Source organism: Rectinema subterraneum, assembly GCA_009768935.1.
GTDB lineage: Bacteria > Spirochaetota > Spirochaetia > Treponematales > Rectinemataceae > Rectinema > Rectinema subterraneum.
In genome coordinates, this window is the sequence record WESA01000052.1 from 1 (window position 1) to 17,070 (window position 17,070).

20 protein-coding genes are annotated in these 17,070 nt (G+C 49.1%); 16 read left to right on the forward strand and 4 right to left on the reverse strand.

Annotation, left to right across the window (positions count from 1 at the left end):
• Nucleotides 1-124: 124 nt before the first annotated feature.
• The 3 genes from GAP13_RS11105 to recN are packed head-to-tail and all read left to right on the forward strand — an operon-like array spanning nucleotide 125 to nucleotide 3,692.
• Nucleotides 125-1,138: a DegT/DnrJ/EryC1/StrS family aminotransferase gene (locus GAP13_RS11105; RefSeq protein ID WP_158908391.1), complete on the forward strand. Its 1,014-nt coding sequence runs from the start codon at nucleotides 125-127 to the stop codon at nucleotides 1,136-1,138.
• Between the two features lie 9 nt (nucleotides 1,139-1,147).
• Nucleotides 1,148-2,002 (forward strand): NAD(+)/NADH kinase, encoded by an 855-nt coding sequence (locus GAP13_RS11110; protein WP_158908392.1) that lies wholly within the window; start codon nucleotides 1,148-1,150, stop codon nucleotides 2,000-2,002.
• Nucleotides 1,995-3,692, forward strand: a complete 1,698-nt coding sequence (gene recN, locus GAP13_RS11115) for a DNA repair protein RecN (protein ID WP_158908393.1) — start codon at nucleotides 1,995-1,997, stop codon at nucleotides 3,690-3,692. The genes GAP13_RS11110 and recN overlap by 8 nt, the downstream gene beginning before the upstream one ends.
• 61 nt (nucleotides 3,693-3,753) lie before the next feature.
• Here recN and cdd read toward each other — a convergent pair whose 3' ends face one another.
• Nucleotides 3,754-4,170: a cytidine deaminase gene (gene cdd, locus GAP13_RS11120; RefSeq protein WP_158908394.1), complete on the reverse strand. Its 417-nt coding sequence runs from the start codon at nucleotides 4,168-4,170 to the stop codon at nucleotides 3,754-3,756.
• Nucleotides 4,171-4,270: 100 nt separating this feature from the next.
• Between cdd and GAP13_RS11125 the strand changes: the two genes are divergently transcribed.
• The 7 genes from GAP13_RS11125 to cyaB all read left to right on the forward strand — a co-directional run bounded on the left by GAP13_RS11125 (nucleotide 4,271) and on the right by cyaB (nucleotide 10,660).
• A complete protein-coding gene (locus tag GAP13_RS11125) occupies nucleotides 4,271-5,377 on the forward strand; it encodes a TP_0783 family beta-propeller protein (RefSeq protein ID WP_158908395.1) in 1,107 nt (368 codons plus the stop codon).
• Nucleotides 5,374-6,342, forward strand: a complete 969-nt coding sequence (locus tag GAP13_RS11130) for a hypothetical protein (RefSeq protein WP_158908396.1) — start codon at nucleotides 5,374-5,376, stop codon at nucleotides 6,340-6,342. The genes GAP13_RS11125 and GAP13_RS11130 overlap by 4 nt, the downstream gene beginning before the upstream one ends.
• A 59-nt stretch (nucleotides 6,343-6,401) precedes the next feature.
• Nucleotides 6,402-7,127, forward strand: a complete 726-nt coding sequence (locus tag GAP13_RS11135) for a YggS family pyridoxal phosphate-dependent enzyme (RefSeq protein ID WP_158908397.1) — start codon at nucleotides 6,402-6,404, stop codon at nucleotides 7,125-7,127.
• 52 nt (nucleotides 7,128-7,179) lie between these two features.
• Entirely contained in the window at nucleotides 7,180-7,620 is a 441-nt protein-coding gene (locus GAP13_RS11140) for a DUF8521 domain-containing protein (RefSeq protein ID WP_158908398.1), read from the forward strand.
• A gap of 87 nt (nucleotides 7,621-7,707) precedes the next feature.
• Nucleotides 7,708-8,268: an adenine phosphoribosyltransferase gene (locus tag GAP13_RS11145; RefSeq protein WP_158908399.1), complete on the forward strand. Its 561-nt coding sequence runs from the start codon at nucleotides 7,708-7,710 to the stop codon at nucleotides 8,266-8,268.
• Between the two features lie 120 nt (nucleotides 8,269-8,388).
• On the forward strand, nucleotides 8,389-10,041 hold the full coding sequence (gpmI, locus tag GAP13_RS11150) for a 2,3-bisphosphoglycerate-independent phosphoglycerate mutase (RefSeq protein WP_158908400.1): 1,653 nt from the start codon (nucleotides 8,389-8,391) through the stop codon (nucleotides 10,039-10,041).
• A 52-nt stretch (nucleotides 10,042-10,093) separates the two neighbouring features.
• Nucleotides 10,094-10,660 carry a class IV adenylate cyclase gene (gene cyaB / locus GAP13_RS11155; protein WP_222126209.1) on the forward strand — a complete coding sequence of 189 codons (567 nt, stop codon included), beginning with the start codon at nucleotides 10,094-10,096 and terminating at the stop codon, nucleotides 10,658-10,660.
• 196 nt (nucleotides 10,661-10,856) lie between these two features.
• On the opposite strand, the gene GAP13_RS11160 is transcribed toward cyaB, so the two are convergent.
• The 3 genes from GAP13_RS11160 to GAP13_RS11170 form a co-directional block, all read right to left on the reverse strand.
• Nucleotides 10,857-12,089 carry a cache domain-containing protein gene (locus GAP13_RS11160; protein WP_158908402.1) on the reverse strand — a complete coding sequence of 411 codons (1,233 nt, stop codon included), beginning with the start codon at nucleotides 12,087-12,089 and terminating at the stop codon, nucleotides 10,857-10,859.
• Between the two features lie 219 nt (nucleotides 12,090-12,308).
• Nucleotides 12,309-12,602, reverse strand: a complete 294-nt coding sequence (locus tag GAP13_RS11165) for a DUF72 domain-containing protein (protein WP_158908403.1) — start codon at nucleotides 12,600-12,602, stop codon at nucleotides 12,309-12,311.
• Between the two features lie 114 nt (nucleotides 12,603-12,716).
• The gene (locus GAP13_RS11170) at nucleotides 12,717-13,661 is read right to left on the reverse strand and encodes a hypothetical protein (RefSeq protein ID WP_158908404.1); all 945 of its coding nucleotides are present in this window, start codon (nucleotides 13,659-13,661) and stop codon (nucleotides 12,717-12,719) included.
• 354 nt (nucleotides 13,662-14,015) lie between these two features.
• Between GAP13_RS11170 and GAP13_RS11175 the strand changes: the two genes are divergently transcribed.
• From GAP13_RS11175 to tnpB, 6 genes are all read left to right on the forward strand, one after another.
• Nucleotides 14,016-14,495, forward strand: a complete 480-nt coding sequence (locus GAP13_RS11175; RefSeq protein ID WP_158908405.1) for a hypothetical protein — start codon at nucleotides 14,016-14,018, stop codon at nucleotides 14,493-14,495.
• Nucleotides 14,496-14,999: 504 nt separating this feature from the next.
• The gene (locus GAP13_RS11180) at nucleotides 15,000-15,194 is read left to right on the forward strand and encodes a type II toxin-antitoxin system VapB family antitoxin (protein WP_158908406.1); all 195 of its coding nucleotides are present in this window, start codon (nucleotides 15,000-15,002) and stop codon (nucleotides 15,192-15,194) included.
• Nucleotides 15,191-15,583 (forward strand): type II toxin-antitoxin system VapC family toxin, encoded by a 393-nt coding sequence (vapC, locus tag GAP13_RS11185; RefSeq protein ID WP_158908407.1) that lies wholly within the window; start codon nucleotides 15,191-15,193, stop codon nucleotides 15,581-15,583. Before GAP13_RS11180 ends, vapC begins: the two co-directional genes overlap by 4 nt.
• Nucleotides 15,584-15,694: 111 nt before the next feature.
• Nucleotides 15,695-16,021: an ATP-binding protein gene (locus GAP13_RS11190; RefSeq protein WP_186338844.1), complete on the forward strand. Its 327-nt coding sequence runs from the start codon at nucleotides 15,695-15,697 to the stop codon at nucleotides 16,019-16,021.
• A 131-nt stretch (nucleotides 16,022-16,152) separates the two neighbouring features.
• Entirely contained in the window at nucleotides 16,153-16,494 is a 342-nt protein-coding gene (locus GAP13_RS11195; protein ID WP_158908408.1) for a hypothetical protein, read from the forward strand.
• Nucleotides 16,495-16,727: 233 nt separating this feature from the next.
• On the forward strand, nucleotides 16,728-16,997 hold the full coding sequence (gene tnpB, locus GAP13_RS11200; protein WP_158908409.1) for an IS66 family insertion sequence element accessory protein TnpB: 270 nt from the start codon (nucleotides 16,728-16,730) through the stop codon (nucleotides 16,995-16,997).
• The last annotated feature ends 73 nt before the right edge of the window (nucleotides 16,998-17,070 follow it).

The following is a 17,070-nucleotide window of genomic DNA, read 5'->3' on the forward strand; positions in this document are numbered from 1 at the left end:
CAATCAGCTTCGCGCCAGTCAGCAATCAGCCCCGCGCAGGGCTTCAGTGCACTGGCTCGTCGCGCTGGTGTTCGCGCTATTCTCCGCCTTGCCGCCTACTGGCTGAAATGATAGTATTATTGCAATGATACGCGTTTTTTCATCCTACATCACCCGCAAAGACATGGATCTTGTGCTCAGCAGAATGGTTGAGGATGCAGTTGGCCCGGGCGACTTTAACAGCCGGTTTGCAAAAGCCATTAAAGACCAGTTCGGGTTTGAATATGCCGTTGCTCTGAGAAGCCCGTACACAGCCATGCAAAGAGCTTTCAAAATATGCGGGCTTGGTCAGGGAAGCAAAGTTGCAATTTCAGCGCTCGCGCCTTCCTGGCACCTCGCTGCAGTAGAAGATGCAGGATATGTGCCTATTGTCCTCGATGTTGAAGAAGAAACCCTCCATCCTTCAAAAGAAGCCATTGAATCAGCAAACCCTTCTACAGTGCTTCTATTTGACGCGCTCGGAAAGATGCCGCCATCAAGTCTGCTGCAAAGCCTAGGGTTCCCTGTCATAGAAGATATTTCTCAAGTTTCAGGCAATATCGCAGAAAGCACGTCCTCAAATACATTTGCCTATTTTGCGGTATGGGGGCTTGAAAATGACTCCCCTATAGCAACCGGCGGCGGAGCGCTGCTATGTGCAAGAGGCAAAAGAGATGGCCAGATACTCCGTTCGATGGAAGAATCGCTCCCTTCCGAATTGAGAATGACTGACTATAATGCAGCCCTCGGCGTATCTCAGCTGAAAAGCGTTTCCCAGATGGTAGAGCGCCGCAAAGCAATACAAGAAATATTGAGCAGGCAGCTCGCAAGAACACGCCATGCAGGCCTGAAAATTGCTGAAAGCGAAGCCACACCAATATATGCCTTTGCTGTGTTTGCCGAAGGAAGCTCAAAAGAAATTATCGAGTATGCAAAGAAACACGGTGTGCAGGCAGAACTTGCTTTTTCATCAAGCCCTGCGATTATGGGCGACGATGCCGCCGCATGCTTTCCTGTCGCCCGCTCGATCGCGCTGAGATGTGTCCTCTTCCCTATGCATCATAAACTTTCCAACCAGCAAGTTGATCAGATTGGCAAGATTGTCGCGACGTTGCCATAGGAGAACTTCATGCAAGAAAGCAAATCTGCGCTCATTTTTGCAAATCTCAACAAAGACGACGCGAGCAATGCCGCTCTGGTTATAAAGAAAGGCTTGCTTGAACGAGGCTGGCAAGCCGATATTTTGGGTTTCCGCAGCTCGATTGGCGAACGACCGGATTTCTCGCGGTATGCCCTACTTGTGAGCCTTGGAGGCGATGGCACCTTGCTCTATGCAGCGAGTTTTGCGGCCCCGCTCGGTCTTCCTATACTTCCCATTAACCTGGGAACGCTTGGATTTATTGCAGCAAACAAAATCGACACTTGGGCCGCAACCTTCGATGGCTGGTGCAGCGGCTCTATTGAAGTATCGAAGCGCCTTATGCTGCGCGTCCGTGCGTATCGAGAAAACGAGCTGCTCTACAATGGCATTGCGCTCAATGATATTGTCGTATCATCGGAAGGCAATGCCCGCATGATCAGGATGTGCCTCTATGTCAACAACGATCGCTTCGGACATTACCGCGCAGACGGGCTCATTGTTTCCACACCGACTGGCTCGACTGCTTACAACCTGGCTGCTGGCGGCCCGGCAGTCCATCCTGAAATTAGCGCCATCATTATCAATCCGATCTGTCCATTTACTCTTGCTTCGAGGCCCCTTGTCATTCCAGGAAAGCTCCCGGTCGAAATTGTGATCGATGAGACAAGGAAATCTGGCGCTCTTCTAACCGTCGATGGCCATGATATGACTCCTTTGAAAAAAGGCGACGTTGCAAAAATCGAAAAGTACGAAAAGCATGCATTGTTGGTGGTTCCTCCCGGGAATGCATTTTTCTCTGCATTACGGACAAAACTGGGCTGGTCTGGAGATAACGATGCTTGAGCAGCTTTCGGTGCAGAATTTTGCGATTATCGAACAGGTCGATATCGATCTTTCTCACGGAATGACAGTTTTTTCGGGAGAGACGGGCGCGGGGAAATCGCTCATTGTCGATGCGCTCGGCTTTCTTCTCGGAGCAAAAGCAGACAATTCGATTATTCGAGAAGGCGCTGCTGACTGCACAGTGTCAGGGCTTTTCTCTATACGGGACAACCCGGAAGTGCAGCGCTGGCTTGAAGAGAGAGGCATCAGCGACGAATCCGAGAGCTCCATTCTCATCAGAAGAACCTTGAAGCAGAATGGCAGAAGCCTCGCATGGATTCAGAACCGGCAAGTTTCGCGGGCAGAATTGGTTGAATTCACGCAGTTTCTAGTTGATATCCATGGTCAGCATGAGCATCAGCGGCTCATCGACCCCGCGACTCATATCGAGATGCTGGATGCCTACGCAAGCCTCGACCAGGATCTCAAAGCCTATCAGAAAATCTACCAAGAATGGCGGGATTCAGTAAAAACATATCAGTCGCTTCTCGAGGAAAAAGCAAAGCGCGCCCAGGAGATGGACTATCTCGAGTTTGTTATCAAAGACATCGCCTCGGCGAAACCACGAGCAGGCGAAGATATCGAGCTCGCTGCAGAGGAGAAAATCCTCTCTCAGCACGAAAAGCTCTTTGCAGCAATATCGGAAGCATCATCTTCAATGGCTGCAGGGGACAGCACCGATGCGTTGCATCTTTTGAAAAGAGCACGAGCCGATCTCGAAACAGCGAGGGCAATCGATGCCCGGCTTGGACCATTCGCGGACAGGCTTGCGGCCGCATATTACGAGCTAGAAGATATATCCGAATCAATTGCTGAATACCGCTCAGGCCTGCGATTTGATCCAGCGAGACTTGAAGCGATCCAGAACAGGCTCGCCGAGCTACAGAGGCTCAAGCGCAAATATGGACCCGAACTTGCAGATGTGCTCCAGCGCTTCGATCGTGCCCGTTCGACGCTCGATACCCTTGCCCATGCGGACGAAAATGCGCTCGAGCTTGAAAAGCGGACGAAAGCTCTCAAGGAAAAAGTGTTGTCGGCAGCAGCCGAGATCTCGGAAAAACGCATGGCTGCAGCTGCCACTTTGTCATCTTCAATGGAAGCAATTGTCAGAAGGCTTGGCATGCCGGATGCGCGCTGCATAGTGCGCGTTGCAAGGATTGTGGATGATCGCGGCTCCTATCGACCAGGCCCCTTTGGCTTTGACGAAGTAGAATTCTATATAGCTCCAAACCCCGGAGAACCGGATCGACCTCTTTCACGAATTGCATCAGGCGGCGAATTGTCGCGTTTTGCGCTTGCTCTCAAAGCTGTGCTGGCAGCCCATGACGTCGTCGACACGCTTGTATTCGATGAAATCGACACAGGAATTGGCGGCCAGGTCGGCGTGGCAGTCGGCGAATACCTCAAACAGCTGAGTGAATATCGACAAGTGCTTTGCGTAACGCATCTTGCTACGATCGCTGCGCGGGCTGACCAGCAGTGCAAAGTCATGAAGTACATCTCGGAAGGGCGCACAAGTACGGAGATCCGATATCTTTCGAGAGATGAGCGCGAGGCGGAAATTGCGCGCATGCTTTCCGGTTCTGCGGAAAGCGATGTATCCCGCTCGCATGCTGCGGAGCTGCTCAGCAAAGCGCAGATTCAGCAATAAGACCTGCACACATCTTTTTTATAACTATGCAGGCGCGCAAAGCCAGCGAAAGAGCAATAGATTAATCACCGAGCTCGCCAGAAAGCTCGTGCAATGCATCGTGTGGCAATAATTCACCGACACTGGAAGTCATATACGAATTCTGGCTGTTTCCGAATACCACAGGAGCGGATGGCGGCATGAATTCTGAAATGACCTGTCGGCACGCGCCACAAGGGCTCACCGGGTAATCCGCATCCGGCGTAGCGATCACAAGGGCCTTGAACTTTTTCTTGCCAGCGGTAATCGCTGCTGCGATGGCATTGCGTTCAGCGCAGATTGTCAAACCGTAGCTGCGGTTTTCGACATTTACGCCGGTAATGACGCTTCCATCTTCGCAGAGGAGGGCTGCGCCCACGCGGAATTTTGAGTAGGGGGCGTAACTATGTTCGCAAGCTTCAAGAGCGAGGTCGAAAAGCGATGAATATTCCGGTTGCATGCAATATGTACCTCTTTTTTAATATATCGGAAATTTGGCTTTTAGAAAAGCGCGGCTCTGTATTGACTGATCGCGCCAGCTCATGCACCATCGAAATGAAATGAAGAAGAGGCGATTCCACATCTTTGCATTTATCGTCGCAGCGGTTTTGTTTGTGCTTCTATCTGTGCGGGGGACAAAAAAGCAGGAGCAAATTTCCGAAGCAATCTTCCTGCCATTTTCAAGTGCGCTTGATCCTGCAAGCATTTCGCGCCAGAATCCAAGTCCATCGCTTATTTCTTTTCTTGGGGATGGGTACCTCGGCTATATCGATAGTGCAAACAACCAGCTCTATGCAGCGCAATTTTCTGATCGCGCTGCGATAGACTCTAGTGGCTGGATTTCCTATGACCGGCTTGCGACAGCCCTTCAAGCCTTCTCTTTGGGTTCAAAGCCATCGACTATCGCAGGATATGGGTATCCGTGGTTCAAGTCGTCAAGGCGTTTTTTGATACGGGCTGATCAGATGGGAATTGCCGAGATGCATGCAGACGGCTCCATTGTATGGGAGATAGAATTCCCAATGCCAATAACGGCCATCGATGCGACACCCACCACTCTAGGAATCGGTTTTCTTGATGGATCAATCCGCTTTTTGGGAAAAAAGGCGGAGAATCTGTATTCTGAGCCGCACGATTCCCAGCAAGATTCCCAGCACATACGAACCGTGTACGGAATCGCGCTATCCGGCGATGGAAGGTCCGCTGCAGTGCTTCGTGGCATGTCTCCTCAGAAAATTGAGTCATATCGGCGCGCAGGAACAGGGTTTGTCAAATCTTCCGAGCGTGAGCTGCCTAGTGGGGCGCCTCTGCAGGCTACAATGTGCTACGCTGAAGACGGTTCCCATGTAGTAATCGCACAGGGTGAACAGCTTATATATTATAATACCAAAAAGAATTATGTTCGGAAATTGGCAAATGGCGCAGCTTTAGGTAATGTAGCTTCAGGGGCATTCGTACAGCATTTTGTGCTGGGGCCTACGGGTGGAAATACCATTGCAGTGCTTCAAGTGCAAAGCCAGAACCCGCCAACAACGAAAGTGTTGATACTGAAGCATGGGATTATTGAAAGAGAGGAACCCGGAGCTGTTTCTGCATCCGCGGGGAAAGGGGCGCTTATAATTGTATTCAGGGATGGTGTTGAAATTGTGAAAGGCTGGCAGCAATGAAATCCACGAAACTGATTGCCATATGCTTTCTCTTTTCTGTTGCTTTCCTGGGCCCCCTGGGCGCGATCGACTTTCAAGTTCCCGCTGCGACAGATATCGCTGGTTTCGGGACGATCCTTGCCACTCAGGGCTCATCCAATGCGAAAGAGCTTCAAAAAACAAAGCCGGGATTTGTACCGCGAAGCGATATAGCACTGAAAACTGAATATCCGGAAATCAAAGCGCCATCGAGCGGTACTGTCATATATTCGCAGCGAGAATCTCCGGTTGCCTCAGTTTTTTCCTTTCCCCTCGGAGGAGCCGTTGCGATTCTGCATCCGGAAAGCTACATCAGCCTTGTTTCAGGCCTCGCTCTCGATACTGTAATTTTCAATCAGGCAGGAAGGGGGCAGGAGAATAGTGTGAAAAAGGGTACAAGCATGGGGCAGGCAATAGGATCAGGCATCTATCCGGAACGATATTTTGGATTGCGTCTTTTTGATTTAAAGAATTCGCTGTGGATCAATCCGCTGTTTCTCGCTTCATGGCTTCAGGATCGCACTGCGCCTGTCATTCAGAATGTCTGGCTCAATAATGAAAATATGCGAGGGAATACGCCGATAGAGCTCAAAACAACCGCACCAAAAGGAAAATACATTGAGTGTCAGCAAGCCACATATGAGGTTTCGGTCGCAGCCATCGATTCGATTATCCCTGGCTCGAGGTCATTTTCCGCACCCTACAAGATCGTCATCATGCTGGACGGGAAAACGAGTATCGACACCTCATTCATCGCTGCAACATGCAAAAGTGAAGGGCTTTCTTTCCTGGGTAATCCCGCGCCATCGAGCAAAGCGATACTGGAAAATGGAGCCTACCGTGTTGGCAGGATTCCTTTGCAGCGGGGCCAGCACGAAATCGAAGTCCAGGTAAGTGATTATGCAGGGAACCAGAGTATCTTGAAAGCGAGCCTCATGGTCAATTGAAGCTTGGCGGGCTGAAGCTTGCCCTTGACCTGTTTCGCTGGTAGATTGTGCATATGCCGATGAATGATTCACAGATTGCTGACAATATCGCCCGAATACAGGAGCGAATCCTTCGCGCCGCTGAGCGGGCAGGCAGAGCCCCCCAATCTATTGCGTTGATGGCTGTCACGAAATTTCATCCCGCAGAAGCAATTCTCGATGCCTACCATGCAGGAATCCGTCTTTTCGGGGAAAACAGGGTACAGGAAGCGCAGACAAAATACCCGCCCTTGCGGGACTCCCTTGTAGGTTCGCGCCTGCATATGATCGGCACGCTCCAGAAAAACAAAATTAACAAAGCGCTCGGCATTTTTGATGCGCTGGAGGGAATCGACAGCGTCGAAGTGCTCGAAGCCATCCTTGCAAGGCTTAGCAGCCGCACAGAGCCCATCGAACTCTTTTTCGAGCTCCATACTGGAGAGGAATCGAAAGCAGGCTTTCCTTCATTGGATGAGCTTTTGCGAGCTTGCGATCTGCTTGCCAGCTTTGCAGCGGAAAACCGAGAAGAGGGCAGGCTGGTTGTGCTGCGAGGGCTTATGACCATGGCGCCATTCACCACTGACGAGCGCGCGATACGCCATTCGTTCAGCATGCTAGCAGCAGCGAAAGCAGAAGTTGCCCAGCGCTTCGATTTTGTGCACTTTACAGAGCTCTCCATGGGGATGAGCAACGATTTCGAGATAGCGATCGAAGAAGGCTCAACCCTTGTGAGAATCGGCACTGCGCTGTTTGGCGAAAGGGCATAGCATGCGATGGCCTTTGCTGCGGTGTATCGCCTTCCTCGTTATTGTATTTTTTGTGGGCTCCGCTTTCTCCTTCGCGCAGGATATGCAGGAAGTCCTCCCTGAGGACCAGACTAACCCGACTCAGGAAACAATTCCACAGACTGAAGATACCACCGGCGCTTTCCCCCAAACCGAGGGCGGGCAGGCGGAGGGTACTCAAGCCAAACCCCCAGCCGTGACCTTGCCGAGCTTTTCCTACAAGACCACGAAGGAAAGCATGGCCGGACGCGCCCTCATCCTTTCAATTGGGGTTTTCCCATTCAGTTATTTCTATACAGGCTTTGTGCTCGATGTAACGCGCTTTGTCTCGAACAACTTTGACACCGCCTATGCCCCCTGGCCTTTCAAGACTCAGAACTCGGTTGCGCTTACCAACAGCGAAATGTGGCTCAAGCTCGGCATCTCCGCAGGTCTCAGTATTGGCTTTGGCATTTTGAGCGCGATCCTCAAGTGATATACATTTGAGGCCTTTTTCGGTATACTATGCCGCAACCTTTCTGAAAAGGTAGCGCGATTCCCTTCAGCAGAAGAGGCGAAGCGTATGGCGAATGACAGCGCAATCCATGAAGAGGATGAAGGATTCAACCTCGACGACGCAATCCGAAAGGTGTCGGATTTCCCTAAGCCTGGCATACTGTTCTACGATATTACCAGCATCCTCGCGAATCCCGATGCATTCCAGTACTGCGTCGATTCCATGCTCAAGCTGTATAAAGATATGGAGATAGATGCGGTCGCCGCCATCGAATCGCGCGGCTTTGTGTTTGCAGCTCCCTTCTGCTACAAACGCGGCATCCCGCTGCTTCTTGTGCGCAAGAAAGGCAAATTGCCGGGCAAGACCATTTCTTGTTCCTATGAGCTCGAATATGGCTCAGCCATACTGGAAATGCATGTAGAAGACATACAGCCAGGTGCGCGCTTTCTTATCGTCGATGACCTCATTGCAACCGGCGGCACCATCAACGCGACCTGCGACATGATCACGCGAAGCGGGGCGGTGCCTGTTCGTGCGTTTTCCGTCGTTGGTCTGCCGTTTCTCAACTATGGAGAAAAGATAAAAGACATTGGCGTCGATACGCTCATAGAGTACTTTGGTGAATAGCGGCGCGCGGGAAGTTGGCTGTGCCTGGCGCTCCGGAAGCTGATTGCACGTAGTGCGCCTCAGGCTCGTCGCTCAGGGCGCTAAGCATAATTTAAGTTATTATATGAACTGGAGATATCAATGGTTGCAGCTCTGAAAAAGAATCCTCAGTGGAAGGGCAGGCGAGGGCCTCTCGTCCTCGTTATCATGGACGGCGTCGGATATGGCGAATATAAAGAGGGTGATGCGGTGCAGGCTGCTGACATGCTGCACTTCAGAAAGCTCGAGGCAAGCTGCCCCGTCACCAAGCTGAAAGCGCACGGCACAGCGGTAGGCCTGCCTTCCGACGACGACATGGGCAACTCGGAAGTCGGCCACAACGCAATCGGCTGCGGCCGCGTGTTCGCCCAGGGAGCCCGCCTTGTCAACCTGTCGATCGAAACAGGCGCCATGTTCCAGGGCAGAGTCTGGCGCGAGCTTGTCGCCAATGTTAAAAATAGCAGAGGCGCTCTCCACTTTATCGGGCTATTTTCCGATGGCAACGTGCATTCCCATATCGAGCACCTAAAGGCTATGCTCATCCAAGCCCAAAAGGAAGGCGTACAGCGCGCCAGAATCCATATCCTCCTCGATGGCCGCGATGTCGGCTCACAGAGCGCCCTCGACTATGTCATACCTTTCGAAGCATTTCTTGCTGAGCTGCGCACAAAAGGCGTCGATTACCGCATCGCGTCGGGCGGCGGGCGCCAGTACATCACCATGGACCGCTATGGCGCAAACTGGAAGCAGGTCAAGCGCGGATGGGACTGCCATGTGCTCGGCTTAGGAAGGCGCTTTTCGAGCGCAGAAGAAGCCATCACCACCTATCGCAAGGAAATCCCCGGCGTCATCGACCAGGACGTGCCCGAATTTGTCATTGCGGATGAAAAAGGCCCAGTCGGCACCATCGAAGACGGCGACAGCGTCATATTCTTCAATTTCCGCGGCGACAGGGCAATCGAAATCACCGCTGCCTTCGAGCAGGACAATTTCGACAAGTTCGACAGGGTACGGCGCCCCAAGGTCTACTATGCCGGCATGATGCAGTATGACGGCGACCTCATGGTTCCCAAGAATTACCTCGTCTCGCCGCCTGCCATCGACAGGACCGTCGGCGAATATATCGCTGCCACAGGCCTCAAAACCCTCGCAATTTCCGAAACCCAGAAATTCGGCCACGTCACTTATTTTTTCAACGGCAACCGCTCCGGAAAATTCTCCGATGAGCTCGAAGACTATGTCGAAATCAAGAGCGACCGCGTTCCCTTCGAACAGCGCCCCTGGATGAAATGCGCCGAAATCGCTGACTATGTGCTCGATGCAATCGGAAGCGGCAAATACTCATTCATCAGGCTCAACTTCCCGAACGGCGACATGGTCGGACATACAGGTGTGTTCCAGGCGGTCGTCTGCGGCCTCGAAGGCATGGATTTGCAGATCGGGCGCATCAAGGAAGCAGTCGAAAAGGCAGGAGGCATCCTCATCCTGACCGCAGACCACGGCAACTCGGATGACATGTTTGAGCACGACAAGAAAACCGGCAAAGTAACCCTCGATGCAAATGGCGAGCCAAAGGTCAAAACAAGCCACTCGCTCAATCCCGTTCCCTGTGTCATCTACGACCCCGAATACAAGGGCGAATATAAAGCAGCGCTGCGGAGTGGGCTCGGCATTTCAAGCTTGGCTGCGACCTGCATCGAGCTTTTGGGCTACGAGCCGCCAGCGGATTACGATCCCTCGGTGCTGGAGATGTAACAAGAAAGCGCACCATGGAGGCGAGAACGCGCCGCAAGATAATCGGAGAAGCATGCTGATGGACCAGCCTGACAGAGCGCACATGGTTGAAATCGAGCTCAAGGCGCGCATTGCTGACAGAAAAGCTGTCGAAGCGCAGCTTGCCAGCTTTATGCGCTTTGCAGGCGATATCGACAAGCGCGACGAATACTGGGAAGTGTCAGGCTGGAACCCTCTGGCCCCTGCCGCGTTCAGATTCCGCGTCCGCGCCGAACCCGCCCGCACAACCATCACATTCAAAGAAAAAACCTTCGATGGCGACATCGAGATAAACCGCGAATCAGAATTCTCAGTCGATAACGAAGCAGTCTTCAGAAAATTCATGGAAAAACTCGAAGCCCGCTTTGTCTATACCAAACGAAAAATTGGCACCCGCTGGGAGTCCGCCGAAGGCCTCGTCGCCGAAGTCGTCGAAGTCGAGCCTCTCGGTCTGTTCCTCGAAGTCGAATGCGTCTGCGAACAGCTCGATAGCGAAGCGCTGGACGAGGCCAAATGCCGCCTCTACGAGGTAATCGACCGCTGTGGCATCCCGCGCGTAAACCTGGAGCCGCGCCCCTATTCGCAGATGCTGGGGTATTAGGGGGCGGGGAAAAATGGGCAAGGGGGAAAATAGCGCCGCAAGCAAGCATTCTTATTACGCTGATCAAAATCATTTACGCTGCTTTTTGCGACTTGCTAAGAAATGCTCGGCGGCTATACTGCCCATAGCTGCCTCATCCTGGTAACAAAAATGAGGCAAAAGCAGCAGCCTTTGCGCTTTGCTATTATGTGATTGATTATGGGCGCTGACGGATTTGAACCGCCGACCTACTGAGTGCTCCTCGCCGAATATTCGGCATCTCATCTTCCTTCACGTGTGCTTCGCGCGCAAATTGCAAAGCCAGATCAGTGACTCGTTTTGAATGTCCGCTTGTTTCATTGTCGCGAATATCCAATATGCGCACCCATCCTTCAAGGGTAGCTTCATATGAATCCAGCAATTGCTGCTGGCTTTTCTGCATCGAATCTGCCATCGTGTTGAATGCGCGTACCAATTGCTGCAACTCAATGGAAGAATATTTGAAATGGCGAGCTCGAGCAGTCAGATCCCCTTTTTGCATCTTTTTTGCCGCAGCGATCAATTCTTGTACGTCGTGCATGAGGAATGGATCAAGAGAGAGCATCGTCAGTAACGAAATGAGAATCATGCCAATGCCCAAAATGAGCAGCTCACGATAGAATCTTTGATTGATGCCGGCAAATGCACTATGCTCCGGAATGCTTACAATAACGTATATATCCGATGCATAGATTTTGCTTGGCATGCGCGAAAAGGCGAAAACGCTCTTTTGGCCTTGCGTATCAGTCTGGAGCAAGACTCCATCTTGTTGTGTCCCTATCTGCATCAATACTGCCTGCTCCTGATACTTCTTGCCGATATATGCTTCAGGATCAGGCTCGCGGATAAGGACAATCCCTTCTCTGTCTATTTTGGTCAATACCGCTTCAGGCTGCAGCTTGCTGCGAATCGCTTGCTCAAAGACATTTAGATAGCTCAGATCGATGACTGCAGCCAGCGCACCGCTCACATACCCGGAACGATCGATGAGCGGATAGCCGAAATAGACCGATGGGCTATGATCATCCGGGTCGATATGAAAACCGCTCATCACAGGGCTTTTTGATGCTGCGATTTCTGCCAGAGCTGGAATTTTATCATCTGTTTTTGCATCGTCGGCCGGAAACGCATTCGCAAGGATAGTACCCTTCGCATCGAGAAGAAAGAAATTCCTGTATCGATGAAATGCCGAAGCAAGTTTTCTGAGATATATCGCGATTTCTTTGTATGCCGCATTCCTTATTTCCGGCATAGCGGCGACCGCTTCAAGGAGCTGCCTCGTACCATCGAATACATCGGATTCCTGCTGCGCAATGAGCTCAACAATTTGGTGCGTTGTATACCGCATTTCGCTCAATTCCCGGTTGCGCTCGTAGTGCAGCTGGAGGAAGCTTAGCAGAAAAGCTGGCATAATAGCTGCCAATACAAAAAGGAATATACGGAACTTGAAGCTTGAAATGAGCTTCTTTGCAAAAGGTATCATTGTATCGCGTGCCTCTGAGCCTGATTATACTATATGCGAATCGAATTATAAGGAGAGTCTTGTTTCTGATTATCAGATCAAGCCCAAGGGCGCCTTGAACGACTCCCGCAGAAAAAAAACTGAGGTGCTGCAGATGTATGACCCATATTATAAGGAAGGGTTAGGCACGCCCATCGATGCGCCGGCGTTCCCGCGCAAATGCGTAAGGGTCAGCTCCTGCGGCACCTTGCAGGTAAAGCGGAAGGCGGGCGGCACCTGCGCAAGGTAGTCGGCGACTTCCTCTGGGCCGGAAATCTTGTAGAACCAGCTGTCGATCTCGACCGTGTCGTACTTCCGCGAGTATTCTCTCAGGTACGCGGCCGCTCGCCGCTGCGGCTCAGAATAGACAAGGCCCACCCAGGAAAGGACATTCTCAATGAACCCGACTATGAAAACCCGCAAGGCGCCAGCTACCGCAATGATGGAATTAAGGGAGCTGCTTTTAGCCGCCGCAGCTCCCTTATATTTATTCTGTTCTTATATACAATAGATCAATTCAGATGCCCAAGATCCCTATCAAGTAGCTGGGGTGAAAGCTGCCACAAATGCTTCTATGCTTGTGTATGTTTTGTTGAATGTTACATTGCCGCTATCATCATATACTTTGACAGTTATGGTAATGCTGGGAACGAGCGTATTGAGCACTTCTTCGGGATCTGTTGCTGATTGAATGTTGCTATAGTCAATTGTGCCAGAATATTTCGAATCTATTTTGAAAGAAAACTTCCCTCCATTCGTATCGACTCTTGCAGAGAACGCAATTGCCATGCTTTCTGCATAGTCAAGCGTAATCTTATCCGGTATTCGTTCCATCCCAGCACCGGCTTTAGTACTTATGCTTGCGCTTCCTCCTGCATTCAACCTGAACTTGAAGTCTTTGATTGCTGAAGCATCTGCTTGCAAACTTGACAAGGCAGAAGTTGGATTGATTGCGATTTTCAGCGTCCCCTCGCCAGCTAGCGAACTCAAATTGCTTGCACCTTGCATATCTATCGGGTTCCCATCAGTAGTCACAGCATTGAGTGAAAAAGCCGCTTCTCCAGTGGTCAGCGCAAAATACGTACCGATATTTTCCCCGGACAAACTTATAGTTTCATCTATTTTTTTTGTTGTTGGGAAGTTATCAAAGTCTTGCTGAATTTTATCAATCTGCTGCTGAAAGCTTGAACTTAGCGATTTGGCTGCTTTCAAAATCTTGGCAGCACTTAGTTTTTTTTCTGCAAAAGAATTGCCCAAGTCTTGTATCACTTGATCAGATGATGCATTGGATCCGATGCCAGATATTATTGCAACAATCTCGCTTTCAGTCGTCGGAACATTTGTTGCACCACTACTTTGTATATCGCTTGAATTTATTTCTGCCACAGTATCAATGTCAGAGGGCTTTTTTACAGGATTTATCAGATTGCAACTCGAAAAGATTAGCAACACTGCGAGAATCAAAAAGAAAGCTTTTCTCATAACTTTTCCTCCTTGTACGATATTTAATTTCCTTATAATTATTTTCCTATAAATTATTATATTCTGTCAAACAAAAAATGCAAAAATCATGGGCTTTTTTTTAAAAAGTCTGGTTTGAAATATCAAATAAAAATCTTTGCTTTTTAGGCTTTTTTGAGAGGCTCAATTAAATAATATTTTTATTACTTTGGAGAGATTCGCGCTATAAGAGAAAATAAATTTTCTATTTGACTCTTTGCGAAAATGTTAATAATACTATTATCAAAGTGTAGTGGCTGGATCCGTTGCAGGACGCCACAGCAAAACTCAAAATGTATCTGCGGGGCCACGACCCTGCAGACGCGGAGGTTTCAAATGAAAAAGTATGCATTGGTAGCTCTGTTTGCGGTAGCAGTGTTCGGGATGGCGTTTGCGGCGACAACGCAGAGTGGTCCTGCGTCGATTTCTGGCTTGGCAGCTGAAGTGTTCTCGCTGACAGTGCCCGGGACCTATATGGGCACTATAGCGAATGGTTCGACTGCAGAGACTTGGAATCTCGGCATTATCACAGTGAACAGCAATGTAAGAAACTGGCAGCTAAGCGTTTCGAGCGCGAATAGCGGGTATTTGGTCAATACAGCTGACAATACCGAGAAAATCGCTTACACGATTACTGTTGCTTACTTGGATATTACAGACTGGAGCCTTTCTAGGGTGGCCGTAAGCCCTCCTCAGCCGCGAACTTCAAAGACCGGTAACATCTATCCGGTTCAGCTGAAGTTCGGCCCGTCTGCTGATTATTATCAGGCTGGAACCTACGGCGATACCCTCACCGTGACAATCAGCCACAATTGATCCGCAATAGAGCGACGACGAAAGGCCGCCCGGGCTTGCCCGGGCGGCCTTGTTTTTTTCTCAATATTTTTTAAATTTATGAGCTTTTTTCAAAAGTCTGGCAGGTAATATCAATGCTGAGAAGAACATGCGCATTCCCCCGCATTCTTGCGTCGAAAAGATCCGATTTCCCTTTGCTTTGGGAATTTGTCAGCATATCTCGCCATAAGAAAAATGCTGCATGCACATTGCTATACATTTCCGACGATTGTGTCATGGTGGCATGTGCAATGCAAGCTGAAACTCCCTAGAAAGATCAATCTGGAATGGCCAGAAAAATCGTCAGATTTCCCCATAAAAATCGTGCGAGCATTTGATGCGTAGAGCCCTGCATCATAGGCTCAGGCCGAGCGAAATTGCATCGAGATTACGCCATTCGATTTTTGCACGAGGCTCAGCTACTTTACAATCATGCGTCATATGTGTATATTACTAGAGTAATATACACATTATGGAGGTGCCGCCATGCGCACAAATATTGTAATTGATGATAGTTTAATGAATAAAGCTAAGAGTATCTCTGGATATAAAACAAAGAAGCAAACCATTGAAGAAGCTTTGAAGCTTCTGATTGCTCAAAAAGAGCAATCAGAAATAAGAAAGTTGCGTGGAAAGCTTAATTGGGAAGGTAATCTCGAAGAAATGAGATTGGACAGATGATAATAGTAGATACTTCCGTTTGGATTGATTATGTACGAGGAATAGATACACCTCAGACAGATCTGCTTGATTATGAACTGCTCCATGACAGAGTAGCAACTGGAGATTTGATTATTGTAGAATTCTTGCAAGGATTTAGAGAAGAAAAGGATATAAAAATAGCGAAACAAATAATGGATCGACTTGAATATTATGATTTTCTGGGAAAAGAAATGGCAATAATCTCAGCAGAAAATTATAGAAAATTAAGGAAACATGGCGTAACGGTAAGAAAAACAATCGATGTAATAATTGGGACATTTTGTTTAGAGAAAGGATTTGAGTTGCTGCATAATGATAGAGACTTTGATCCAATGGAACAGTACTTGGGATTAAAGGTGAAAAGATGAAATTGGCTGACAATCCCTTTAAGCCGCCTCGGCGGCTGTCAGGTGGATCAAGCTCCCACGATGGTATGCTCATTCTATGAAGTTTCGAAAAACTGCGTGAGGAGGTTTATTTTGAAGGATGAGAAAGCTCCTGAACAAGCACCATCAAACAGAATGAATCCGAAGGTTGATGCATTTTTACGGAACGCCAAAAACTGGCAGGAAGAATTGGCAAAATTGAGAACGATTGTCCTTGACTGCGGGCTGACCGAAGGCTCCATTGTGATCACCTCAAACAGGCCACCGGAAGACTGGTTCTCCATCTTCCCCGACCAGATTGTGGGAGGAGCTATCATGGATAGGCTCGTGTCCGGAGCGGTCAAGCTGATCGTCACCTCTGGTCGTTCGTTCCGGAAGGAAGGAACATTGAGAAATCAAATCTCGGAGCCAGCTGCTTGACAACTGCTTTTGAGCGTGTTGTAACTATGCAAGTACCCCTGGGGGAATTACCATGACCCTGCCGGGGGAATAAGATGACCTTTGACAGCTACATCTAAGATTTTTATGCTATAATAATAGAAAGGAATATTATGATTACTTATAAAACTAAAAGAATAGTTTCGCTGCTAATATTAACAGCAATATTTTTAATTACATTTGGATGTTCAGAGCCAATAGTTTATCGCACAATACTATTATACCTTACAAGCAATTACGGTTTATTTAGTACTGGAGAAAAAACAGATGCAAAAATTTATAGTATTAGTGATGGCTATATTACTACCTTAAAACCTGGAGATATGGCTAATTATACAACATATGTAGGAGATAGGATAATAGCAATATATTCAAAGAAAGTAAATAATACTTGGGTAGATGTAAGCAAGACGATGATAGTAGGAGAAGATAGCTCAGTTTTCTATTTGGATTAAAAAAAACTGCTAATTTTAAAGCAAACGCAAATTTCCCCCGTCCGCCAGGGCTTGAAAACTTGAGTATCCTTGATCTGATAGGAGCAAAGGATTTTTTTCAGGGAAGATCGCGCGATTCACCTTGTTGCAGGGATTACCGATATGCGGAATTAGATTAATGGTAAACGTAAATTTCTCCCCGTCCGCCAGGGCTTAAGAAAGTGAGTATCCTCGCTCCCTGAAAGGAGCGAAGGATGTATTTCAAGAAAGATCGAGCGATTCACCTTGTGGCTGGCATGACCGACATGCGCAAGCAGATCAATGGCTTAGCCCAGATCGCCAATGAGAAAAAAGCGGACAGGATGTTCTCGGGCGACTATTTTGTCTTCCTCGGCAAGACCCGGAAAGTGATGAAGGTGCTCTACTGGGACCGCACTGGCTTCTGCTTGTGGCACAAGCGCCTTGAGGAAGAAACTTATGCTGCGCCTGTCAAGGTCGGTTTGAATTTTCCGGTTTTAGTCTGAACTAACCCCCTATCAGTGGACACGAAGGGGGTGTAGCATGAAGTACCGAAAAGCAGAGAGGGGGAGTATGAAA